At 60.6% G+C, this 22,541-nt stretch carries 24 protein-coding genes; 18 read left to right on the top strand and 6 right to left on the bottom strand.

Annotated features, from left to right (window positions below; genetic code table 11):
* Positions 1-7: 7 nt before the first annotated feature.
* Entirely contained in the window at positions 8-934 is a 927-nt protein-coding gene (locus tag ACIROY_RS09555; RefSeq protein WP_402274890.1) for a LysR substrate-binding domain-containing protein, read from the top strand.
* 65 nt (positions 935-999) lie between these two features.
* On the opposite strand, the gene ACIROY_RS09560 is transcribed toward ACIROY_RS09555, so the two are convergent.
* The 3 genes from ACIROY_RS09560 to ACIROY_RS09570 all read right to left on the bottom strand — a co-directional run bounded on the left by ACIROY_RS09560 (position 1,000) and on the right by ACIROY_RS09570 (position 3,051).
* Positions 1,000-1,614, bottom strand: coding sequence for an FMN-dependent NADH-azoreductase (locus ACIROY_RS09560; protein ID WP_402274893.1), 615 nt, complete (start codon positions 1,612-1,614; stop codon positions 1,000-1,002).
* A gap of 72 nt (positions 1,615-1,686) precedes the next feature.
* Positions 1,687-2,388 (bottom strand): pirin family protein, encoded by a 702-nt coding sequence (locus ACIROY_RS09565; RefSeq protein ID WP_116436677.1) that lies wholly within the window; start codon positions 2,386-2,388, stop codon positions 1,687-1,689.
* A 276-nt stretch (positions 2,389-2,664) separates the two neighbouring features.
* The gene (locus ACIROY_RS09570) at positions 2,665-3,051 is read right to left on the bottom strand and encodes an OsmC family protein (protein WP_402274897.1); all 387 of its coding nucleotides are present in this window, start codon (positions 3,049-3,051) and stop codon (positions 2,665-2,667) included.
* A 136-nt stretch (positions 3,052-3,187) separates the two neighbouring features.
* Here ACIROY_RS09570 and ACIROY_RS09575 point away from each other — a divergent pair, with 136 nt between their 5' ends.
* Both ACIROY_RS09575 and ACIROY_RS09580 read left to right on the top strand, forming a co-directional pair.
* Entirely contained in the window at positions 3,188-4,003 is an 816-nt protein-coding gene (locus ACIROY_RS09575; protein WP_402274900.1) for a class II aldolase/adducin family protein, read from the top strand.
* Between the two features lie 114 nt (positions 4,004-4,117).
* Entirely contained in the window at positions 4,118-5,422 is a 1,305-nt protein-coding gene (locus ACIROY_RS09580; RefSeq protein ID WP_402274902.1) for an MFS transporter, read from the top strand.
* A 51-nt stretch (positions 5,423-5,473) separates the two neighbouring features.
* Here ACIROY_RS09580 and ACIROY_RS09585 read toward each other — a convergent pair whose 3' ends face one another.
* From ACIROY_RS09585 to xseA, 3 genes are all read right to left on the bottom strand, one after another.
* Positions 5,474-6,388, bottom strand: a complete 915-nt coding sequence (locus ACIROY_RS09585; protein WP_402274904.1) for a LysR family transcriptional regulator — start codon at positions 6,386-6,388, stop codon at positions 5,474-5,476.
* Positions 6,389-6,485: 97 nt separating this feature from the next.
* A complete protein-coding gene (gene sodB / locus ACIROY_RS09590; protein ID WP_053196434.1) occupies positions 6,486-7,064 on the bottom strand; it encodes a superoxide dismutase [Fe] in 579 nt (192 codons plus the stop codon).
* Positions 7,065-7,254: 190 nt separating this feature from the next.
* Complete coding sequence (xseA, locus tag ACIROY_RS09595) at positions 7,255-8,628, bottom strand: exodeoxyribonuclease VII large subunit (protein ID WP_402341368.1); 1,374 nt, start codon at positions 8,626-8,628, stop codon at positions 7,255-7,257.
* Positions 8,629-8,919: 291 nt separating this feature from the next.
* Here xseA and ACIROY_RS09600 point away from each other — a divergent pair, with 291 nt between their 5' ends.
* The 15 genes from ACIROY_RS09600 (at position 8,920) to ACIROY_RS09670 (ending at position 22,504) form a co-directional block, all read left to right on the top strand.
* Positions 8,920-9,525 carry a MotA/TolQ/ExbB proton channel family protein gene (locus tag ACIROY_RS09600; RefSeq protein WP_402274909.1) on the top strand — a complete coding sequence of 202 codons (606 nt, stop codon included), beginning with the start codon at positions 8,920-8,922 and terminating at the stop codon, positions 9,523-9,525.
* 12 nt (positions 9,526-9,537) lie between these two features.
* Positions 9,538-9,987 carry an ExbD/TolR family protein gene (locus tag ACIROY_RS09605; RefSeq protein ID WP_402341370.1) on the top strand — a complete coding sequence of 150 codons (450 nt, stop codon included), beginning with the start codon at positions 9,538-9,540 and terminating at the stop codon, positions 9,985-9,987.
* A gap of 21 nt (positions 9,988-10,008) precedes the next feature.
* Entirely contained in the window at positions 10,009-11,031 is a 1,023-nt protein-coding gene (gene lpxK / locus ACIROY_RS09610; protein WP_402274914.1) for a tetraacyldisaccharide 4'-kinase, read from the top strand.
* Complete coding sequence (locus ACIROY_RS09615) at positions 11,012-11,218, top strand: Trm112 family protein (RefSeq protein ID WP_402274916.1); 207 nt, start codon at positions 11,012-11,014, stop codon at positions 11,216-11,218. The genes lpxK and ACIROY_RS09615 overlap by 20 nt, the downstream gene beginning before the upstream one ends.
* 75 nt (positions 11,219-11,293) lie before the next feature.
* Positions 11,294-12,097 carry a 3-deoxy-manno-octulosonate cytidylyltransferase gene (gene kdsB, locus ACIROY_RS09620; protein ID WP_402274918.1) on the top strand — a complete coding sequence of 268 codons (804 nt, stop codon included), beginning with the start codon at positions 11,294-11,296 and terminating at the stop codon, positions 12,095-12,097.
* A gap of 267 nt (positions 12,098-12,364) precedes the next feature.
* Positions 12,365-13,021, top strand: a complete 657-nt coding sequence (gene adk, locus ACIROY_RS09625) for an adenylate kinase (protein WP_116436670.1) — start codon at positions 12,365-12,367, stop codon at positions 13,019-13,021.
* Between the two features lie 255 nt (positions 13,022-13,276).
* Positions 13,277-15,412, top strand: coding sequence for a sodium-translocating pyrophosphatase (locus tag ACIROY_RS09630; protein ID WP_402274982.1), 2,136 nt, complete (start codon positions 13,277-13,279; stop codon positions 15,410-15,412).
* A 79-nt stretch (positions 15,413-15,491) separates the two neighbouring features.
* A complete protein-coding gene (locus ACIROY_RS09635) occupies positions 15,492-16,250 on the top strand; it encodes a 3-hydroxyacyl-CoA dehydrogenase (protein WP_402274920.1) in 759 nt (252 codons plus the stop codon).
* Positions 16,251-16,349: 99 nt separating this feature from the next.
* A complete protein-coding gene (locus tag ACIROY_RS09640; RefSeq protein WP_402274922.1) occupies positions 16,350-17,546 on the top strand; it encodes a patatin-like phospholipase family protein in 1,197 nt (398 codons plus the stop codon).
* Positions 17,547-17,666: 120 nt separating this feature from the next.
* Positions 17,667-18,047: a ribonuclease domain-containing protein gene (locus ACIROY_RS09645; protein ID WP_402274924.1), complete on the top strand. Its 381-nt coding sequence runs from the start codon at positions 17,667-17,669 to the stop codon at positions 18,045-18,047.
* The gene (locus ACIROY_RS09650; protein WP_402274985.1) at positions 18,026-18,493 is read left to right on the top strand and encodes a barstar family protein; all 468 of its coding nucleotides are present in this window, start codon (positions 18,026-18,028) and stop codon (positions 18,491-18,493) included. The genes ACIROY_RS09645 and ACIROY_RS09650 overlap by 22 nt, the downstream gene beginning before the upstream one ends.
* A gap of 66 nt (positions 18,494-18,559) precedes the next feature.
* Positions 18,560-19,189, top strand: a complete 630-nt coding sequence (gene purN / locus ACIROY_RS09655; protein ID WP_402274927.1) for a phosphoribosylglycinamide formyltransferase — start codon at positions 18,560-18,562, stop codon at positions 19,187-19,189.
* A gap of 24 nt (positions 19,190-19,213) precedes the next feature.
* On the top strand, positions 19,214-20,470 hold the full coding sequence (locus tag ACIROY_RS09660; RefSeq protein WP_402274929.1) for an RsmB/NOP family class I SAM-dependent RNA methyltransferase: 1,257 nt from the start codon (positions 19,214-19,216) through the stop codon (positions 20,468-20,470).
* Positions 20,470-21,102 carry a phospholipase D family protein gene (locus ACIROY_RS09665; protein WP_402341372.1) on the top strand — a complete coding sequence of 211 codons (633 nt, stop codon included), beginning with the start codon at positions 20,470-20,472 and terminating at the stop codon, positions 21,100-21,102. Before ACIROY_RS09660 ends, ACIROY_RS09665 begins: the two co-directional genes overlap by 1 nt.
* Positions 21,103-21,139: 37 nt before the next feature.
* Positions 21,140-22,504, top strand: a complete 1,365-nt coding sequence (locus ACIROY_RS09670) for a mechanosensitive ion channel family protein (protein ID WP_402274933.1) — start codon at positions 21,140-21,142, stop codon at positions 22,502-22,504.
* Positions 22,505-22,541: the final 37 nt, after the last annotated feature.

Here is a 22,541-nt window from a genome sequence, read left to right on the forward strand (position 1 = left end):
ATAATCCATGTTCAGAATCAGTCTCGATGCCCTGTTGATTCTCGATGCGATCGACCGGCGCGGTTCGTTTTCCGCCGCCGGGCTGGAGCTGCATCGGGTGCCGTCGACGATTTCCTATACGGTGTCGAAGCTGGAGCAGGACCTCGGCGTGCAGGTATTCGACCGGCAGGGACCCAAGGTCGTGCTCACACGCGCCGGTGAAGAATTGCTGAAGGAGGGCCGCTACTTGCTCAAGGCGGCGGAAGACCTCGAGCATCGCGTGCGCCGCGTCGCCTCCGGGTGGGAAACCGAATTCACCATCGGCCTCGATTCGCTCTACTCGGCGGCATCGCTGGAGTCTGACATCGTGGCGTTTTATCAGGTGGCTGATCGTACGCGCCTGCGCATTGCGCGCGAGTCGCTGGCCGGCACCTGGGAAGCCTTGCTCGATCGCCGCGTCGACCTGCTGATTGCCGCGCCCGGTGAAGGACCGGCAGGCGGCGGCTATGTGGCGGAGCAGATCGGTACGGTAAAGTTTGTCTTCGTGGTGGCGCCGCATCATCCGCTGGCGAAGATGGACAAGGTCCTGAGCAAGGCCGACCTGCATCCTTACCGCGCCATCAGCGTTGCCGACTCGGCGCGCAAGATGCCGCCGCGCACCGTCGGCCTGCTGTTCGGACAGGACACCCTGACGGTGCCGGACATGCGCAGCAAATATGCCTTGCAGCTGGCCGGCGTGGGTTTCGGATTCTTGCCGGAGCCGTGCGTGCAGAAGTCCATCGCCTCCGGTGCGTTGATCGCGAAGGAAGTCGAACAGCCGCGCGCGGAAGAAACCTTCTCGCTGGCCTGGCGCGTCGGCGAAGACGGCGCTGCGCTGACCTGGTGGCTCAAGCGCATGCGCGAGACCGGAGTCCTCAATCGCATGCTGTCGCAGATCGCCGACGGCGGTCTGTAGATCTTGCGGACGTAAAAAAAGCGCGACGGCTTGTGGCCGTCGCGCTTTTTTATTGGACCGGCAGTTTATGCCGCGACCAGGGTACCGATGGTTTCGCGAGTTTGTGCGATGGCTTTTTCAACAGCCGCTTCACCCATGCCCAGGCCTTCGCTGTGGACGAAGGTGATGTCGGACATGCCGATAAAACCCAGCACGGCGCGCAGATAGGTTTCATGGAAGTCCATCACCTTGGCCGGACCTTCGCTGTAGACGCCGCCGCGCGAAGTGAACACGTAAACCTTCTTGCCCTGGATCAGGCCGACCGGACCGGATTCGGTGTACTTGAAGGTCACGCCGGCACGCGCCACGTGGTCGATCCAGGTCTTCAGCGTGGAGGTGATCGAGAAGTTGTACATCGGTGCGCCGATGACGATGATGTCGGCGGCATTGACTTCCGCGATCAGTTCTTCGGAGACCTTGACCAGTGCTTGCTGCTCGGCGCTGCGTTTGTCGGCCGGCGTGAAGAAGGCGCCCAGTTTTTGTTCATCCAAATGCGGGATAGGATTGGCGGCGACGTCGCGTTCGACAACTACGCTGCCAGGTTGCGAAGCCTGGAGCTTGGCGACGAATTCGCCTGCGACCTGACGCGAGATCGAACCGCTGTTGCGGGCGCTGCTATTGATGAACAGAATGTTTGCCATGATGTTTTCCTTGTATGGGTACGGTAAGACAACGCGCTGCAGGGAGTGCAGCGCGTCGGTGTTTCTGTGGTTTTAGTAAGGCAGATCGAACAGCAGGAATTCCGCTGCTTCGGCCTTTTCAAACGTGATCAGGCTTTCTGCGCTGATCTTCAGCGCGTCGCCGCCCGACAGCTGGGTGCCGTTGACGGTCAGCTGACCGCGGATCAGGTGGACATAACCCAGACGCTTGGCGCCCAATGCATGTTCCAGCTTGGCGTCGCCGTTCAGGATCGAGGCGAAGATCGAAGCGTCCTGATGGATCAGCACCGAGTTGTCGCGACCGTCGGACGAAGCGATCAGGCGCAGTTGGCCCTGCTTTTGCTCCGGAGTGAAATTCTTCTCTTCGTAGCTTGGCGGGATACCCTTCACGTTCGGCTGAATCCAGATCTGCAGGAAGTGCACCGGCTCCGTCTTGGAGTGGTTGAACTCGCTGTGACGCACGCCGCTGCCGGCGCTCATGCGCTGGACGTCGCCGTAGTGCAGGACCGAACCTGTGCCCATGCTGTCCTTGTGTTCGAGCGCGCCGTCGAGGACATAGGAGATGATTTCCATGTCGCTGTGGCCGTGCGTGCCGAAGCCCATGCCGGGCGTGACGCGGTCTTCATTGATCACTTGCAGCGGACCGAAGCCCAGTTGTTGCGGATCGTAATAATGACCGAACGAAAATGTATGGTGCGAATTCAACCAACCGTGATCGGCGACACCGCGTTCGTTGCTTTTGCGAATTTGAAGCATGTTTTTCTCCGTCGGTTAGTGCAGGCAAGGGCGTTTTCCACCTTGGAAAACTGCCTTCTTGTTTGCATGATTAAGTGGACAGAACGGAGTATGCGCGGGGCAAAATGAAAAGAAAAACGGAAAGATTGGCGTACTATCATCGAATTATTCGATGATAAGTATAAGTTGTTGATAAATAACGATTTATTTGTTTTTATTGCTTCGTTTTATCGCCGGTTTTAGATAATTTTTGACGATTTATTTCAATAAATATCGAAAATTCGCTGTGCCGAAGTCTTATATAAAAGCCGTGCGTATCGGCGTGCCTTCGCGCAGGGTCTTGGTGACCGGCGTCTTCTCGCAGATTTCACCGAGGCGCGTGAGCTGCTCCGGCGTCAGCGTATTGCCGAAGGTGACGGTGCGCTCGATGTTTTCCAGGCCGCAGTCATCGCGTGAAAAGCGCGCATCAATGTGGATGGTGCCCAGGTCCCAGCCCTTGCGATCGGCGTACATGCGCAAGGTCAGCGAGGTGCACGCGGCCAGCGCGGCCAGCAGCAATTCGTAAGGCGCCGCGCCGGTGTCGGTGCCGCCGTTGCTGGCGGGTTCGTCCGCCTGCAACTGATGGGTGCGGGCGCGGATGCGTTGCGCGTAGCCGGCGTCGTTGTGCAGATGAATGGTGGCCATGATGTTCTCCCTGATTGACGTTGCGGCGCCGGTCGGCGATTTACCCTTCAGGCGGCATAAGTCCTATTCCCGCAGCCTGCATAATCCCTCGAAAGTCCGATCCTATAATCAATTCTCGACAATTGAGGAGATCACCATGTTAATGGAAGCGACAAAAAATAAGTCAGTTTATCAACCGCGACAGGAAGGCCTTATTTTCCCCAAGGAGCCTGTTTTTGCATCGAAGGCCGACGAGCGTCAGCACCGCAAGGAACGCCTCGCCGCCGCTTGCCGCCTGTTTGCACTGCATGGCTTCAGCTTTGGCTTCGGCGGCCACCTGACGGTGCGCGATCCGGAGTTTCCGGATCTGTTCTGGACTAACCCGGTCTGCGTGCCGTTTTCCATGGTGAAAGCATCGATGCTGGTGCAAGTCGATCATCGCGGCAAAGTCGTTCAGGGTGACTATGCGATCAACCATGCCGGATATATCCTCCATTCCGCCATCCATGAAGAGAATCCCGATATCGTCGCGTCCTGCCATGCGCATACCGTGCACGGGGGCGCATGGGCATCGATGGGACGCGCGCTCGATCCGATCACACAGGACGCTTGTATGTTCTACGGCGACCATGCCGTGCTGACCGACGGCGCCGGCAAGGTGCCGGTATCGGAAGAATCCGGTAATCCTGTCGCCAAGGCGTTCGCCAAGAATAAGGCTGTCATCCACCAGAACCATGGTTTGTTGACGGCCAGCAGGCACAGCATCGATGATGCTTGCTGGCATTTCATTGCTCTCGACCATGTCTGCCGCATGCAATTGCTGACCGAGGCTGCACCGATCCGGCCGAAATTCATCGCGCCGGAAAACGCCGAATACTCGCGCAAGCATCTGGGCAATGAATTCATCGGCTGGTTGCATTTCCAGACGCTGTTTGCGGAAGTCTCACACACGCAGCCGGACCTGTTTGATTAAGGCATCGCAGGCTGAAATCTGTGCTGAATTACCCGCCGTCGCGGCATGCAGCGACGGTGGGACTATAAGACAGGGCGCGAAGATAAGCGCCCGTAAAAATCATCTGGAGACCACATGACAACCGCTTACACCGGCGCCGCCCTGGCGCAGGCCGATCTCGCCGGCAACGTCTATCGCAAAGCTTACTGGCGGATGCTGCCGCTGATCCTGCTGTGCTACCTCGTCGCCTATCTGGATCGCGTCAACGTCGGCTTCGCCAAGCTGCAGATGCTCGATTCCCTCAAGTTCGACGATGCTATTTATGGTCTGGGATCGGGTATTTTTTTCATCGGCTATCTGATTTTCGAAGTGCCGAGCAACATGATCCTGCGCAAGGTGGGCGCGCGCATCTGGATCGCCCGCATCATGATTACCTGGGGCATCATCTCGGCCTGCATGCTGCTGGTCAAGACGCCGATGCAGTTCTATATCGCACGCTTCCTGCTGGGCGTGGCGGAGGCCGGTTTTGCGCCGGGCATCATGTACTTGCTGACGCTGTGGTTTCCGGCGCGGCGGCGAGGGCGCGCCATGGCGATCTACGTGATGGGCGCGCCGCTGGCGTTCATCATCGGCGGCCCGGTGTCGGGCTGGATCCTCAGCGCTTTCCAGCACGTGGCGCCATTTGAGGCGTGGCAATGGCTGTTCTTGGTGGAAGCGATTCCTGCGTTGATCCTGGGCGTCGCGGTGTACTTTTTTCTGATCGACGATTTCCGCAAGGCGCCCTGGCTGAACCAGCAGGAGAAGGATCAGATCGACGCCGACCTGCGTGCCGACAACGCCACCAAGATCGATCACGGCAGCGTCCGCGCCTTTCTCGGGAATGCGCAGCTGTGGGTGTTCGTGCTGATCTACTTCTGCCTGATCATGGGACTGTATGCCGTGGGCTTCTGGATGCCTTCGCTGATCAAGCGCTCGGGTGTGCTTGATCCGTTCTGGATCGGCATTTACTCGGCGATACCCAACATCGTTGCCGCCGCATGTCTGTACCTGTCGTGTCGCAGCGCCGATCTGACGGGCAAGCGCCGCGCACATTTTGCCGCCTTCATGTTGCTGGCAGCAGTAGGTCTGGCGCTGGCCATGGTGCTCAACGGCGGACCGGCGACGACCTTGTTCTGTCTGTCGTTGGCCGCCGCCGGGGTGTACTCGTGCATCAGCCTGTTCTGGGCATTGCCGACCAGCGTGTTCGTCGGCGCTTCGGTAGCGGCGGCGCTGGCCTTCATCAACTCCTTCGGCAACATCGCGGGATTCGTCTCCCCTTACCTGGTGGGATGGCTGAACGTGGCGCTGGGACGCACCGAGGTCGGCATGTACGTCATCGGCGTCTTCCTGGTGGCTGGCAGCATCATCACCATGTGTCTGCCCAAGAGTCTCGATAAATAGGGCAGGCCGGCAACATTGTGCGAGGGCGCTCCGAATCCGGAGCGCCCTTTTTTATGGCGCTTTCCAGGGCGGTTGCTTGAATTTTTCCAGCAGATAGTTGACGAAGGTGCGCACGCGTGGATGGACGTGGCGTTCCTTGGCGTAGACCGCGTAAATGGCGGTATCGTCAGGCGCCTGGAAATCGGTCAGCAACGGCACCAGCAGATTCTTACGGATGGCGGGAATGGCGAAGTGTTCCGCCATCCGCGTCAGGCCGACCCCGGCCAGACAAAGTTCGACCGATGTCATGCCGGTGCTGAACTGGAAATTGCCTTGAATTTCGACGTGGGTGCGTTCACCGTCGATCATGAACGGCCAATGATTCAGATGATCCATCGGCGCTTCCCAGCGCAGGCAGTTGTGGCGGTGCAAGTCTTCCGGGCGGGTTGGCGTGCCGTGCCGGGCGAGATAGGACGGCGCTGCCACGACGATGCGTTGCAGGTGGCAGAGTTTCCGACTCAGCAACATGGAGTCCTGCAATTGCCCCATGCGGATGGCGACGTCGAAGCCGCTGCCGATGAGGTCCACCAGCGTGTCTGACAAGGCCAGCCGGATACGGATGCCCGGATAGGTCTGCATGAACTCGGGCAGCAGCGGCACGATCTGGTCCATGCCGAACGAGGTTGCGGTGGTGACCCGCAAGTCGCCCGCCGGTGCTGCGCCGGTGGCCGACACCAGGCCTTCGGCTTGCTCAATCTCGGCGATGATCTTGTTGCAGGCGGTGAGGAAACCCTGGCCTTCTTCGGTCAGGTGGATGCGGCGCGTGGAGCGCCGCAACAGGGCCACGCCGAGGCGCTGCTCGAGGTTGTTCATGGTCTTGCTGACGAAGGGCTGGCTGGCGTCGAGGGCCAGCGCGGCAGCCGTAAAGCCGCCATGCTCGGCTACCGCCTTGAAGATCTTCATTTCGACCAGCCTGTCGTCTTTCATCTTGTTTGCCCCTGGCAGTTGCGCCTGCGTATTCATTGTATGCATTAAAAAAGCCTGCACGCTGGCAGGCTTTTTCACATGCGAAAACCGAGTTTTCTTATGCGAAATTCTTCGCCACGAAATCCCAGTTCACGATGCCCCAGAATGCTTCGGCATACTTCGCGCGTGCATTGCGGTAGTCGATGTAGTAAGCGTGTTCCCAGACGTCGATGGTCAGCAGCGCCTTGCTGTCGGTGGTCAGCGGTGTGCCGGCGCCGGTGGTGTTGACGATGTCCAGTGTACCGTCGGCTTTCTTGACCAGCCATGTCCAGCCGGAACCGAAGTTGGCCAGGCCTTGCTTGGTGAACTCGGCCTTGAAGGCGTCGAAGGTACCCCACTTGGCGTTGATGGCGTCAGCCAGTGCACCGCTTGGAGCGCCGGCGCCCTTTGGCGTCAGGCCGTTCCAGTAGAACGTGTGGTTCCAGATTTGCGCTGCGTTGTTGAACACGCCGCCGGAGGACTTCTTGATGATCTCTTCGAGGGAGAGGTTTTCGAATTCTGTACCTGGGATCAGGTTGTTCAGATTGGTGACGTAGGTCTGATGATGCTTGCCGTAGTGGTACTCGAGCGTTTCTTTTGAAATGGTTGGCGCCAGTGCGTCCAGTTCATAAGGCAGTGCCGGGAGGGTATGTGCCATGGTGAATCCTTTCGGGTATCGGTGATTGAAACGAATTTTTTATTCTGAGTTTGTGATTCTAAAGCGGATAGCGATTCTTTGCATCCTCGCGACAGGCTTTTGCGGGTGTCGGACGCCTTAAATTGACGTAGGAAATTCAGGCGTTGGCCATGTCAATAGGGATGATTCTCAATACGCCTTGAATTCCGTGTCAGTCCAGTGTCGGCTGCACGCTGGCGATGCCGACTTCGGCGCTGCCGTCGGCCAGTCGCAGCGTGACGTTGCTGCGCGGTTGCAGTTCGGAGGGGGCGCGCAGGACCTTGCCTTTGGCGTCGGTGACGATGGCGTAGCCGCGTTCGAGCGTGCGCTGCGGATTGAGCAATTCAAGCTGGGACGATTGTGCCGCGAGAGTTTGTCGCTGCCGTTGCACCAGCAGCGCGACGGCATTGCCGATGCGGCGTTGATGACCGCCCACCAGCAGACGCGCAGCGCGGGTGTCGGGCAGGCGATTTTGCAGGCGTGTCTGCAGATGCTGCAACTGGTAGCGCGCACGCGTGACCGGCGTGCGTGTGGCGTGTTCGAGGCGGGCCTGCAGCGCGCGCAGCTTGACGCGTTCGTGTGTGATGTAGGAAGCAGGGCTGACCAGCCGGCGCGACATCCAGTCGACGGTCTGTCCATGCTCGGCGAGACGACGCTTGAGTGCGCGCGTGAGGTCGGCGGCATGATTGTGTACCTGCGCCAGCCACTCGGCGCGCGGCGTCGCGCACAACTCGGCGGCGGCGGTCGGGGTCGGCGCGCGCAGGTCGGCGGCGAAGTCGGCGATCGTGAAATCGGTCTCGTGGCCGACACCGGAAATCACCGGCACCGGGCACGCCGCAATTGCGCGGGCCACGGCTTCGTCATTGAAGGCCCACAGATCTTCCATGCTGCCGCCACCGCGACCGACCAGCAGCACGTCGCACTCTGCGCGTTGGGACGCGATCTGGATGGCGCGCGCGATCTTCGCGCCGGCGCCTTCTCCCTGCACCGGCGTCGGATACAGGATCACGCGCACGTGCGGCGCACGGCGGCGCAATGCGGTCAATATGTCGTGCAGCGCCGCGGCTTGCGGGCTCGTGACGATACCGACGCAGCGCGGGAAGACGGGCAGGGGACGTTTGCGATCGGGATGGAACAGGCCTTCGTTCTCGAGTTTTTCCTTCAGGCGCAGGAAGGCTTCATACAAATTGCCGACGCCGGCACGGCGGATCGCTTCGACGTTGAGCTGGTAGTCGCCGCGTGGCGCATACAGCGTGACCAGCGTGCGCACTTCGACCTTGTCGCCTTCGCGCGGCGAAAAGCCGGCATGCTGGGCGCGGCCCTTGAACATCACCGCACGCACCTGGGCGGCATCGTCTTTCAGGGTGAAATACCAATGGCCGGACGCCGCGCGGGTAAAATTGGATATTTCGCCGGATACCCAGACCAGAGGAAAGGTCCGCTCCAGCACACGCGCGACCGCCTGGTTGAGCGCCGATACGGCGAGCACGGGCGGGCCGGACGGCGGGGCGGAAGGGGAGGGGCTGGAAAAATCGTCGTGGTTCATTGGCTGGCGTAAGGTCAGTGCACGGTTTCTGTACAGAATGGAAAAAAGCTTTGAAATCAAGGGGCTTGCATCATTGCAAAGCGCTTGTTCACAAAGTTATGCACAGGAAATGTGGGTAAAGTGCACAGGATTTTAAATCGGTTCCGCTGCGGCGTCCGGCGAAACCTTTGCAACCGCTGTATCTTGGCCTTGCCCGGCGGGTTGCAACGCGTTACATTCTGCACCGGAAAATGAAGCAGGGTTTAACCCGGTAGCATTCGTCATTACATCATTGTATTAAAGGAGTCTCTCTTGTTCGCAATCATCCAGGCCGCAGGCTGGCCGATCTGGCCGTTGTTGATCGCCTCCATCATCGGCCTCGCGCTGATCATCGAACGACTCCTGTACCTGCGCCGCTCGCGCGTGCTGCCGGCCGACCTGCTGCCGGAAGTGGTGCGCGTCTATGAAAGCGGCCGCGTCAACGACGACGTGATCGACAAGCTGGAGCAGAATTCGCCGCTGGGCCAGGTGCTCGCCGCCGGCCTGCGCAACGTCGACGCGCCGCGTGAAGTCATGAAGGAAGCCATCGAAGAAGCCGGCCAGGCCGCCGCCCACCGCCTCGAGCGCTATCTCACCACGCTCGGCACCATTGCTTCGCTGGCGCCGCTGATGGGCTTGTTCGGCACGGTCATCGGCATGATCGAAATCTTCGCCTCGCAAAACGCCGCCGGCACCAATCCGGCCCAGCTCGCGCACGGTATTTCGATCGCACTGTACAACACCGGATTCGGCCTGGCGATCGCGATGCCGTCGCTGGTGTTCTACCGCCACTTCCGCGCGCTGGTGGACAGCTTCGTGGTCGACATGGAGCAGCAGGCCGTCAAGTTCGTTGACGTCGTGCACGGCTCGCGCCAGTAAAAAGGAAGTCTCATGAATTTTCGCAAAGGCCGCGCGCGGGAAGAGTTGGAGATCAACCTGATCCCGTTCATCGACGTCCTGCTGGTGATCGTCATCTTCCTGATGGTCACGACGACGTACAGCAAGTTCACCGCCTTGCAGATTACCCTGCCCACCGCTAACGCCGAGAAGGCGCTGGAGCAGCCGTTCGAACTGAACGTCGCAGTCGACGCGCAAGGACGCTACGCCATCAACAACGTCCAGATCGCTGCACGCGACGCGGCCGGACTGGCGCGCGAATTGCAGAGCGCCGTACAGGCTAACGCTGCCAATACCGATACCAGCGGCGGCAAGCCCGATCCGGTGGTGATCATCAATGCCGACGCACTGGCTGCGCACCAGACCGTGATCAACGTGCTGGAAGCAGCTCGCACGGCCGGTTTCGCCAAGGTCACGTTCGCTGCGCAGACCGGCGGCAAGTAAGCCGCACGCGCGCCTCTACCTTTGTCCGCACCTTCCTCCCTCGAATCGACGCTGACGCGCGCCTGGCTGCGGCGCGGCTGGCTCGCGTGCCTGCTGTGGCCGCTGTCGCTGCTGTTCGGCGCCGTCGCGCTGACGCGGCGCGCGCTGTACCGAGTTGGCCTGAAACAGGCGACGCGCCTGGATGTGCCGGTGGTGGTGGTGGGCAATGTTTTCGTCGGTGGCACCGGCAAGACCCCGCTGGCCATCTGGCTGGTGCAGGCCTTGCGCCAGGCCGGTCATACGCCTGGCGTGATTTCGCGTGGGTATGGTTCTGCGCAGGCTGAAGCGCGTCCCGTTACTTCAGGTTCGAAGGCCGCAGAGGTCGGCGACGAACCGCTGCTGATCGCCGAGCGCGCCGGTTGCCCCGTGATGGTCGGCCGCAGCCGGGTGGCGGTGGGGCAGGCTTTGCTGGCGGCGCATCCTGAAGTCGACGTGATCGTTTCGGACGATGGCTTGCAACACTACGCACTGGCGCGCGATATTGAAATCGTGCTGTCCGATGCACGCGGCAACGGCAACGGCTGGTTGCTGCCGGCGGGGCCGCTGCGTGAACCGGCCTCGCGCCGGCGCGACTTTACGGTATGCAATGTCGGTACCGCCGGCGAAGCACCGGCCGGCGCGTTCGCGATGCGCCTTGAAACCGATCAGGTCGAGCTGCTGAAAGACCGCACCTGCCGCCAGCCGCTTGCGTCGCTCAGCGCTGCCGAAGGTGTGGCCGCAGTGGCGGGTATCGGCAATCCGGCGCGTTTTTTTACGACACTGAAGCAGGCCGGCCTGAACTTCGAGCGGGTGGCATTGCCCGACCATTACGATTTTGCCCACAACCCCTTCGCCGCGATGTCGGCGGCGGTGATCCTGATCACCGAGAAGGATGCAGTAAAATGCAGGGCTATAAAGGCCATCAAAAACGATCCCCGCATCTGGGTCGTGCCTGTGACGGCGCGCATAGACGGCGCGCTGGCTGAACACATTGTGGAGAAACTCCGTGAACGCCCGACTGCTTGATATCCTCGTGTGCCCTGTTTGCAAGGGCCCGCTCGAGTACGACAAAAAAGCCCAGGAACTGATTTGCAACGGCGACAAACTGGCTTATCCGATCCGCGACGGCATTCCGATCATGTGGGCTGACGAAGCGCGCGATCTGGGCGCCGCGCCTGCCGGCCTTGCTGCGGTCGAACCGGCTGCTGAATAAAGAACAAGTTTCTGCAGTTTCTGCAGTTTCCGCAGTTTCTGTTGTCGTACGTTTGATTGCTGATTGATTCCTGCCATGTCCTTTACCGTCATCATCCCCGCACGCCTCGCCTCCACCCGTCTGCCGAACAAGCCGCTGGCCGACCTCGGCGGCAAGCCGATGATCGTGCGTGTGGCCGAGCGGGCGGCATTGTCGGGCGCGACGCGCATCGTGGTCGCGACCGATCATCGCGATATCTACGCCGCGTGTGAACAGCACGGCATCGACGTCGCCATGACGCGTGCCGATCATCCCTCGGGCACCGATCGCATCGCTGAAGTCGCGGCGGCGCTCGACCTGGCCGAAGATGCCGTGGTGGTCAACGTGCAGGGCGACGAACCGCTGATCGATCCCGGCCTGATCGCCGCCACCGCCGGCCACATCAAGGCCGACGTGCCGATGGCGACGGCCGCGCATGCGATCGAATTGCTGCCGGAGATGTTCAATCCGAATGTCGTCAAGGTGGTGCTGGACAAGGAAGGGCGCGCCATGTATTTCTCGCGCGCGGCGATTCCATGGCATCGCGACGGTTTTGCGCAGTCCAAGGACAGCCTGTCCGACCTGCACAGCCATGAGTTCGCACCGTTGCGCCACATCGGCCTGTACGCCTACACCAACAAATTCCTGCAAGTCTATCCGACGCTGACGGCGTCGCCGATCGAGCGCATTGAAGCGCTCGAGCAATTGCGCGTGCTCTGGCACGGCTATTCGATCGCGGTGCATGTGACTTCTCTGCTCCCGGAAGCCGGCGTCGACACGCCCGAAGACTTGGAGCGCGTGCGCAAGCATTTCGAAGCGCCTCCCGACAGTCCGCTGGTGGCGGCTATTTCCGCGCTGTAACGTCCATAGCTTATCGGCGAGACAATTCGTCTCGCCGATAAGTCGCTGCCGGCGCGGTTTTGTAAGTCTCCTGTCATTCTCCATGGTGATAATTGCGGTTGGCGAGCTGCCTAAAAAATAGGCGTTTGTCATGATTCAGTAAGATTTTGTGGTAAGTTTCGTTCAGAGCAAGATGCAAGCGGCGTCACAGAGACAATCGCCTTCGATGGCAACAGTTGCACTGATTGCCATCGCAATAGAATTCAAAACTTCAATTTAGGAAAACATATGCGCCTCATCCTTCTAGGAGCGCCTGGTGCCGGTAAAGGTACGCAAGCCACTTTTATCAAGGAAAAGTACAACATTCCTCAGATTTCGACGGGCGACATGCTGCGCGCCGCCGTTGCTGCCGGCACGGAACTCGGCGTCGCCGCCAAGAAGGTCATGGACGCAGGTGGTCTGGTTTCCGATGACATCATCATCGGCCTGGTCAAGGACCGCCTGAAGCAGCCTGACTGCGCTAACGGTTACCTGTTCGACGGCTTTCCGCGTACCACGCCGCAAGCCGACGCCATGAAGGATGCCGGCGTCAAGATCGACTACGTGCTGGAAATCGACGTGCCCGACAGCGCCATCGTCGAGCGCATGAGCGGTCGCCGCGTGCATCAGCCTTCGGGCCGCACCTACCACGTCAAATTCAATCCGCCGAAAGTCGAAGGCAAGGACGATGTCACCGGCGAAGCGCTGATCCAGCGCGACGACGACAAGGAAGAAACCGTCCTGAAGCGCCTGTCGGTGTACCACGAGCAGACCGAAGTGCTGGTCGGTTACTACGGCAAGTGGGCCGAATCGGGCCAGCCTGGCGCACCGCAGTATCGCAAGATCGCCGGCGTCGGACCGGTGGAGCAAATCAGAGAGAGTGCATTTGCCGCTCTGGCGTCATAAAATGAAGCGGACCATGTGTCCGCTTTTTTTATGTCCGTAGCAGATACCGCGGATGCAGCAGTTTAGTGATAGACAGACTGAAAACAGGGGAGTCAGACGTAAGCGATACGGTGTAACCAGGGGCGGCCCATCAAATCCATAAAAGAGGCCACGTAAAGTATTGCAGTGCGCAGTGTCCGCCATGACGTCCAAGAGACGTTGCTGCGGAAGGTCGTGATTGTTGACTTTGTCGTGAAAAAACAAGGAGGAGACATGATGGCAGGAGCCCTATGGTTTGCCGTGGCATGCGGCGTGGTCGCAGTGATCTACGGTCTTATTTCCCGCAGTTGGATTCTCAAGCAGGACCCCGGCAACCAGCGCATGCAAGACATCGCGACTGCCATTCAACAAGGTGCGGCAGCCTATCTCGCGCGCCAGTACCGCACCATCGCGCTGGTCGGCGTGGTGCTCTTCATCGTCATTGCATTGATCCCCGGCCTGGGCTGGATTACCGCGATCGGTTTCCTGATAGGCGCGGTGCTGTCGGGCGCCTGCGGCTTCATCGGCATGAACGTGTCGGTGCGGGCCAACGTGCGCACCGCGCAGGCAGCCACCAAGGGCATGAACGAGGCGCTCAACGTGGCGTTTCGCGGCGGCGCGATCACCGGCATGCTGGTGGTCGGGCTTGGCTTGCTCGGTGTGGCGCTGTTTTTCTGGTGGTTGTTCCTGCATGGCGAAGGGCGTGCGGCGTCCTTGCATGATGCCTTGCGGCCGATGATCGGGCTGGCGTTTGGCGCATCGCTGATTTCCATCTTCGCCCGGCTCGGCGGCGGCATCTTCACCAAGGGCGCCGACGTCGGCGCCGATCTGGTGGGCAAGGTCGAGGCCGGCATCCCCGAAGACGATCCGCGCAATCCGGCGGTGATTGCCGATAACGTCGGCGACAACGTCGGCGACTGCGCCGGCATGGCGGCCGACCTGTTCGAGACCTATGTGGTGACGCTGATCGCCACCATGCTGCTCGGCAGCCTGGTGATCAAGGGCGGTGAAGTGCTGGCGGTGCTGTATCCGCTGGCCCTGGGCGGCGTCTCGATCCTGGCGTCGATCGTCGGCTGCATGATGGTCAAGGTTGCGCCCGGCAAGAAGATCATGTCGGCGCTCTACACCGGTTTGTGGTGGGCGGCGATCCTCAGCCTGATCGGCTTCGCGGTGGTCACCTGGACCATGGTGCCGCCCGAGCTGCGCGTGCCGCTGATGGGTTCGGCGGTGATCGGGATCGTCCTGACCGGCCTGATGGTCTACATCACCGAGTACTACACAGGCACCGATTTCAAGCCGGTCAAGCATATCGCGCAAGCCTCGACCACCGGTCACGGCACCAACATCATCGCCGGCCTGGGCGTGTCAATGAAGTCGACTGCCTATCCGGTGCTGGCTGTATGTGCGGCGATCCTGGCGTCGTACTGGCTGGCCGGGCTGTACGGCATCGCGATTGCGGCGACATCGATGCTGTCGATGGCAGGCATCATCGTGGCGCTGGATGCCTACGGTCCGATCACCGACAACGCCGGCGGCATTGCCGAGATGTCGGGCATGCCGGAATCGGTGCGCGCCATCACCGATCCGCTCGACGCCGTCGGCAACACCACCAAGGCCGTCACCAAGGGCTATGCCATCGGTTCGGCCGGGCTGGCCGCGCTGGTGCTGTTCGCCGACTACACGCATGCGCTGGACGCGGTCGGCAAGAGCACTTCGTTTGACCTGTCCAATCCGATGGTGATCGTCGGCCTGTTCATCGGCGGCCTGATTCCCTACCTGTTCGGCGCGATGGCGATGGAAGCGGTGGGCCGCGCGGCCGGCGCCGTGGTGGTCGAAGTGCGCCGTCAGTTCAGCGAGATCAAGGGCATCATGGACGGCAGCGGCAAGCCGGAATACGACAAGGCGGTCGACATGCTGACCTCGTCGGCGATCAGGGAAATGATCGTGCCCTCGTTGTTGCCGGTGATCGTGCCGATCATCGTCGGCCTGTTGCTGGGACCGGCGGCGCTGGGCGGATTGCTGATGGGAACCATCGTCACCGGCCTGTTCGTGGCGATTTCGATGACCACCGGCGGCGGCGCCTGGGACAACGCCAAGAAGTACATTGAAGACGGCCATCACGGCGGCAAGGGTTCCGATGCGCACAAGGCGGCCGTCACCGGCGACACCGTGGGCGATCCGTACAAGGACACCGCCGGCCCGGCGGTCAATCCGCTGATCAAGATCATCAACATCGTCGCGCTGCTGCTGGTGCCCTTGCTGCCGGCACCCGCCTTGACGGCTGCCACTGCGGCCGCAGCGGTTCCGGCTGCGGTGACGACAACCACAACGACAACGGAATCTGTCGTGATCGCCGTACCCGTGGGAAAATAGAAGTCCACATCCCATCAGGATGACTAAAAAACGACCGGCATGGGTACTCCATGCCGGTCTTTATTATTGGAGAAGAGACATGCAGATTGCGGGACAGGTATTTGTGGTGACGGGCGCGGCATCGGGTTTGGGGGCGGCGACCGCGCGCATGCTGGCGGAGAACGGCGGCAAGGTGGTGCTGGCCGATTTGCAGGAAGAGGCCGGGCAAAAGCTGGCGGCCGAACTGCAGGGTGAATTTGTGCGCTGCGACGTCACCACGGAAGAGGACGGCCTGAAGGCGATCGCGACGGCGCAGCAACTGGGCAGCCTGCGCGGCCTGGTCAATTGCGCGGGCATTGCGCCGGGCGCCAAGCTGATCGGCAAGGACGGCCCGCATACCATGGCCTTGTTCCAGAAGACACTCAACATCAACCTGGTCGGCACCTTCAACATGGCCCGCCTGGCGGCAGACGCCATGAGCAAACAGGAGCCGCTGGAGCAGGGCGAACGCGGCGTGATCATCAATACCGCCTCGGTGGCGGCGTTCGACGGCCAGATCGGCCAGACCGCATATTCCGCTTCCAAGGCGGCGATCGTCGGCATGACGCTGCCGATGGCACGTGACCTGGCGCGCAGCGGGATCCGTGTGATGACCATTGCGCCGGGGATTTTCGAGACGCCGATGATGATGTCGATGCCGCAGGAAGTGCTGGATTCGCTGGGCGGCGCCGTGCCGTTTCCACCGCGTTTGGGCAAGGCGGTCGAGTATGCGCACCTGGCCAAGACCATCATCGAGAACCTGATGCTCAACGGCGAGACCATCCGTCTCGACGGCGCTATTCGCATGCCGCCGAAATAGAATAGTTACGTAATTATTCCATGCGTATTTTTAGCAACATGTGGAATTTTTGCAAATCAACATGTGCCGCAAGCGCGTGTGCCCTGCTAAGCTGTTGGCATGGAGTCAACAGATAAAAAAACAGGACTGATCCTGACCGGCGGCGGTGCACGTGCGGCTTACCAAGTCGGTGTTCTCAACGCCGTGTCCATGATTTTGCTGGAGTCCGGCTGGCCGGGGCATCAGAATCCTTTCAAGATCATTTGCGGCACCTCGGCCGGGGCGATCAACGCGACCGCGCTGGCGTGCCGCGCCGACGATTTCGGCGAAGGTGTGCGCGAGCTCGTCAACGTCTGGTCGAATTTCGAGGTAGAGCAGGTCTATCGCGCCGACTCGCTCGGCGTGATCCGCTCCGGAGCGCGCTGGCTGTCGCTGTTCTCTTTCGGCTGGCTGCTGCGCAAGTGGCGCGCCAATCCGCCCAACTCCCTGCTCGACAACACCCCGCTGGTGACCATGCTGCACCGCCTGCTGGATTTGCCGCGTCTCGATGACGCGCTGGCCAGTGGCAACTTGCATGCGCTGGCGGTGACGGCCTCGTCCTATACCGGCGGCCAGCATCTGACGTTTTATCAGTCGATGCAGGAAATCGAACCATGGCGACGCACCCAGCGCGGCGCCATCCGTGACCAGATCGGCGTCGAGCATCTGCTGGCGTCGTCGGCGATTCCGTTCATCTTTCCTGCGATTCCGATTTTCTACGAAGGCCGGCGCGAGTATTTTGGCGACGGCTCCATGCGCCAGGTTGCGCCGATTTCCCCGGCGATTCACCTCGGCGCCAGCAAGATCCTGGTGATCGGCGCCGGCCGCATGGGCGAGCGTTCCGAAGCGCCAACCCAACTGGCGCAATATCCCAGCCTGGCGCAAGTAGCCGGCCACGCGTTGTCGAGCATCTTCCTTGACGGACTCGCGGCAGACATCGAGCGCACCAACCGCGTCAACCAGACTTTGTCGATGCTGACGCCGGAGCAGCGCGCCAAGACCCCGCTCAAGCCGATCGAGGTGTTGGTGATTTCGCCGTCCGAGCGTATCGACGAGATCGCCAGCCGCCACGTCAACAGCCTGCCGCGGCCGGTGCGCGTGATGCTGGGCGGCATCGGCGCGACCGAAGTGCGCGGCGCTGCGCTGGCCTCCTATCTGTTGTTCGAGCGCAGCTTCACGCAGGAGCTGATCAGCCTCGGCGAACGCGATACCTACGCCATGCGCGACCAGGTTCTTGCATTTTTTGAACCAGATCGGATCGCCGCGCTCCAAGCGTGAGCCCGCTGCCGGGCACGTTCATCCGAAGATTCGGGTTGCTTGGTTTGAAGCAAAACGTTACTCTACGCAATGGTATTGCGAATAATTAATACTTCTGCAACATAAAATGCGAGCCTGCTCTTGAAGACATCATTTCTGAAACAGTGGTCTGTTTTCCTTGCTGCGCTGCTGTTATCTTGCTCCGTATTCGCAAAAGGCCCCGCTTCCCTGGGCGTCGACGACGTTGCACTCAGCCAGTTGCCGCCCGAGGCGCAACAGACGCTGGTCCTGATCAAGCAGGGCGGACCTTATCCCTATGCGAAGGACGGCGTGGTTTTTGGCAACTACGAAGGGGTTTTACCGAGGCAGAAGCGCGGGTATTATCACGAATTCACCGTGAAAACGCCCAAGGCACGCAATCGCGGCGCGCGCCGGATCATCTCCGGCGGCAATCCGCAAACGTCCGGTGAGTACTATTACACCAAGGATCATTACCAGACATTCCAACGTATCAGGGAATGAAGGAGGCGATCCTGGTTGCAGCATTCATTGCAAAATCTGAGGGAGAAATGAGTTTATTTAAAACGGTGCCGCCAAATGTTGTGCAGTCTATCCGCGCTTTCCGCGTGACCGACTTGCAGGAAGAGGCTGCTCGTCTTGGGCAACACTTTCTGTACGCCTATTGCGCCGAAGCGACGACCAAGCAGCAGGTCCTCGCAATTATTGCCGGCGCCTTTCATTTTCCCCGCCATTTTGGCAAGAATTTCGACGCCCTCGGCGACTGCCTGACCGACCTGACGCACAAGGCCGGCCAGCAACCGGGATTCATTGTTGTCATCGAGCAATTGCCGAACACACAGAAATTCGACAAAGAAGCCCGCGAAACCTTGCTGGACGTGTTCCGCGACGCTGCCGACTTCTGGGCCGACAAGAAAGTCGCATTCCGCGTTTTTTATTCATTCCAGTAATTTTTCCACTTCCCGCTGTCGCGCCGGCGCCAATTTTTGGCAATCCGGCCTCGGGCAGCGGTTACAATGCCGACCATGAGAAGCATTGTTATCCTGATTTCCGGCCGTGGCAGCAACATGGAAGCCATCGTCCGGGCCGCCCAGGCTGAAAAATGGCCAGTTTCCATCGCAGCAGTCATCAGCAACCGCACCGACTCGGCAGGACTTGAGTTTGCCCGCCGGCATGGCATTGCCACCGCAGTCGTCGCCAACAAGGACTATCCCACGCGCGAGCAGTTCGATACCGCCCTGCGCGCCGCGATTGACGTGTTTGCGCCTGATCTGGTGGTGCTGGCCGGTTTCATGCGTATCCTGACTACACCGTTTGTCGAGCACTATGCCGGCCGGATGCTGAACATCCATCCGTCGCTGTTGCCGTCCTTTCCGGGACTGGCCACGCACCGGCAAGCGTTGGCGGCGGGCGTCAGGCTGCATGGCGCTACCGTGCATTTCGTCACGCCCGACCTCGACCACGGCCCGATCGTGGCGCAGGTCGCCGTGCCGGTGCGCGGCGCGGACAGCGAAGAAACGCTGGGTGAGCGCGTGCTGGAACAGGAACATCTTATTTACCCGCGCGCTGTGCGCTGGTTCGTCGAAGGCAAGCTCAGCCTGGACGGCAATCGCGTCCGTCTCGATCCGTCCGCCGAGCAAGTCTGAACCACATTTTTTGAAGGAAGCAGTATGAGATTGCCACCCGCAATCGTTCCCCACACGGAAGAAGTCTTGCGTGAAATTTTGCGTTTCACCGGCCCCGCCGATGTCACGTTGTCGCGCTACTTCCGCGAGAATCCCAAGCTCGGCGGCCGCGAACGCGGCGTCATCGCCGAAGCGGTGTACGGCCTCTTGCGCAACAAGTCGGTCTTCACCAATTTCGCCGAATCCGGCGTTGGCCCGATGATGCGCCGCATGGCGCTGCTCGGCCTGGTCGACACGGTCAGCATCGAATCGATCGCCGGCCTGTCGCCGGAAGAAGTCGAGTGGCTTACACGCACCGCCCAGATCGACCGCAATAAATTGCCGCTGGCAATGCGCGCCAACATGCCGCCATGGCTGCTCGACAAGCTGATCGCACGCGACGGCGAAGCCGCCGCCATGGAAATGGCGGAGGCATTGAACCAGCAAGCTCCGCTGGACTTGCGCGTCAACGCCATCAAGGCCAACCGCGAAGACGTCATGGCGGCATTGGCTGCGGCGCCGATCCTCTGCGAGGCGACACCGTATTCGCCGCTGGGTCTGCGCGTGATCAAAAAGCCGGCACTGCAGAACCTGCCGCTGTTCAAGGACGGCGCCATTGAAGTGCAGGATGAAGGCAGCCAGCTGCTGGCCCAGATCGTCGGCGTCAAGCGCGGCGAGATGGTGGTCGATTTCTGCGCCGGCGCGGGCGGCAAGACGCTGGCGCTGGGCGCAGCCATGCGCAATACCGGTCGCCTGTATGCCTTCGACATCTCGGAAAAACGCCTGGCCAAGCTCAAGCCGCGCCTCGCGCGCAGCGGCCTGTCCAATGTGCATCCGGTCATGATCGCCCACGAGAATGACGCCAAGGTCAAGCGCCTGGCCGGCAAGATCGACCGCGTGCTGGTCGACGCGCCCTGTAGCGGCCTCGGCACGCTGCGCCGCAATCCTGACATGAAATGGCGCCAGACCGTCGAGACCGTCGCCGAAATGAACGTCAAGCAGATCAGCATTCTCACCAGCGCGTCACGCCTGGTGAAAGCCGGCGGTCGCCTGGTCTACGGCACCTGCAGTTTCCTCAATGAAGAAAACGAAGACATCGTCGCCCAGTTCCTGCAAGCCAATCCGGACTTCACGCTGGTGCCGATGAACACGGTGCTGGCCGAACAGAAGATCGACCTGGACACCGGCGAATACCTCAAGATGCTGCCGCAGGTGCATCACACCGACGGTTTCTTCGCAGCCGTACTGGAACGCAAGAAGTAATGCTGCGGATGTTGCGGGTCATGGCCATGCTGCCGGGTCTGTCCGGGTTGTCCTGTCTGCGGCCACATGCAAGCCATCTCGCCGCGTTCGCTCTGGTCGCCTGCGCATGCCTTCCCGCTGCACAGGCTTTCGATGCGGGCGGGCAAGCGCTGCCCGCGCAAGGCACGCTTGAAACCGCCTTCACGCCGGGCGACGACATCGAAGGTTTGCTGACCGATGCCGTCGCCAAGGCGCGCCGGCAAGTGCTGGTGCAAGCCTACATCCTGACCAGCAAGCCGCTCACGAATGCGTTGATCGCCGCCCGCAAGCGCGGTATCGACGTGCGCGTGCTGGTCGACGCCGGCCAGCTCAACAAGCTCGGCCACGAACGCATCGCCGCCATGCTCGCCGCCGGCGTTACGGTGAGGGAAGAGACCAAATATAAAAGTGCGCACAACAAGGTCATCGTCATCGATGCCGCCGGCGCCGACGCCACCGTGATCACCGGTAGTTATAATTTCACCTGGTCGGCACAAAACAAGAATGCTGAAAACATCCTGATCGCGCGCAAGAATCCGCCGCTGGCGGCAAAGTACGTCGCCAACTGGACGCGCCATTTCGAGGAAGCCGAAGCCTACAGGCCGGACCACTAGCCGCCAGCGCCACGGCCTTCCACCGCCAAGAAAGATCATGTCAACTTTGCTGACCGATTTCTATGACTACCTGTTCGGCGAGCTGCCGCCGACGGAGCTGTTGCGCCAACTCGCGGTCATTGCCTTGTGCGTGGCCTGCGGCTGGGGTTTGTCGCGCGGGCTGCGCAAACTGTTCACGCTGTCCGGTGGCGACGAGCAGAGCGTGGTGCACATCGGCATCAAGAGTTTCATGCGCGTGCTGTCGCCGCTGCTGATCCTGATCCTGCTGGTGCTGGCGCGACTGGTGCTGATTCGCCTGAAGCTGCCGGTGACGCTGTGGCACGTGATGATCCCGCTGATGATTTCGCAAGTGGCGATGCGCTTCGTGTTCTATGTGCTGCGTCGCATCTTCGTCAAGGAAACCACCGCCGGCGCCTTCCTCCAGCTGTTCGAAAAAGTATTCGCCACGCTGGTCTGGATCTGCGTGCTGCTCTACATTACCGGCCTGTGGCCGGATCTGGTCGATTACCTCGACACCACCATGCTGCCGCTGGGCCGCCACAAGACCTCGCTGCTGACCATCCTGCAGGCCACCGCCTCGGTGCTGGTGACGCTGATCATCGCGCTGTGGGCCGGCGCCATGCTGGAAGACCGCATGATGAAGATCAGCACCATGCACTTGTCCCTGCGCACGGTGGTGGCGCGGATGGTGCGGGCGGTCCTGATCCTGGTGGCGATCCTGGTCAGCCTGTCGGCGGTCGGCATCGACCTGACAGTGCTGTCGGTATTCGGCGGCGCGCTGGGCGTCGGTCTGGGTCTGGGCCTGCAAAAGATCGCCAGCAGCTATGTATCAGGCTTTGTGATCCTGCTTGAACGCAGCCTGGCGATCGGTGATATGGTGAATGTGGACCGCTATTTCGGAAAGGTGACGCAAATCAACACGCGTTACACCATTCTCGAAGGGCTGGACGGCATTGAATCCGTGTTGCCCAACGAAATGTTCATGTCGACCCCGGTCCAGAACTACTCGCTGAACCGAAAAATTATACGTTTGGCAACACAAGTTACGATCTTGTATCAGGACGATATCGAAACGGTGTTGTCTATGCTGGAGAAGGCCGCATTTGCAGTGGAGCGGGTATCCGACCAGATCCTGCCGCAAGCCTTGCTGCTCAAAATCGGCGAGGACGGTTTGCAGCTGGAAATAGGTTTTTGGATCACGGATCCAGAAAACGGTCGTCTGAATGTGCTTTCGGACGTTAACAGGGCTATCTGGAGGGTGTTCAAGACCCATGGCATCCAGGTGGCGCATCCAAAACGCGACATTCGGTTGATGGATGAGCGCAGTTTTGAACAAAGCGTTGCCGGTTCGGCATCTTCAGTGCACAAGGATGCACAATCAGGGTACAATGCCGGAAAATAAAAGAATATAAGTGCTAGATGGTGGCAACTTCACTCGG

This window comes from Herbaspirillum sp. NPDC101396, assembly GCF_044767365.1.
Classification (GTDB): Bacteria; Pseudomonadota; Gammaproteobacteria; order Burkholderiales; family Burkholderiaceae_D; genus Herbaspirillum.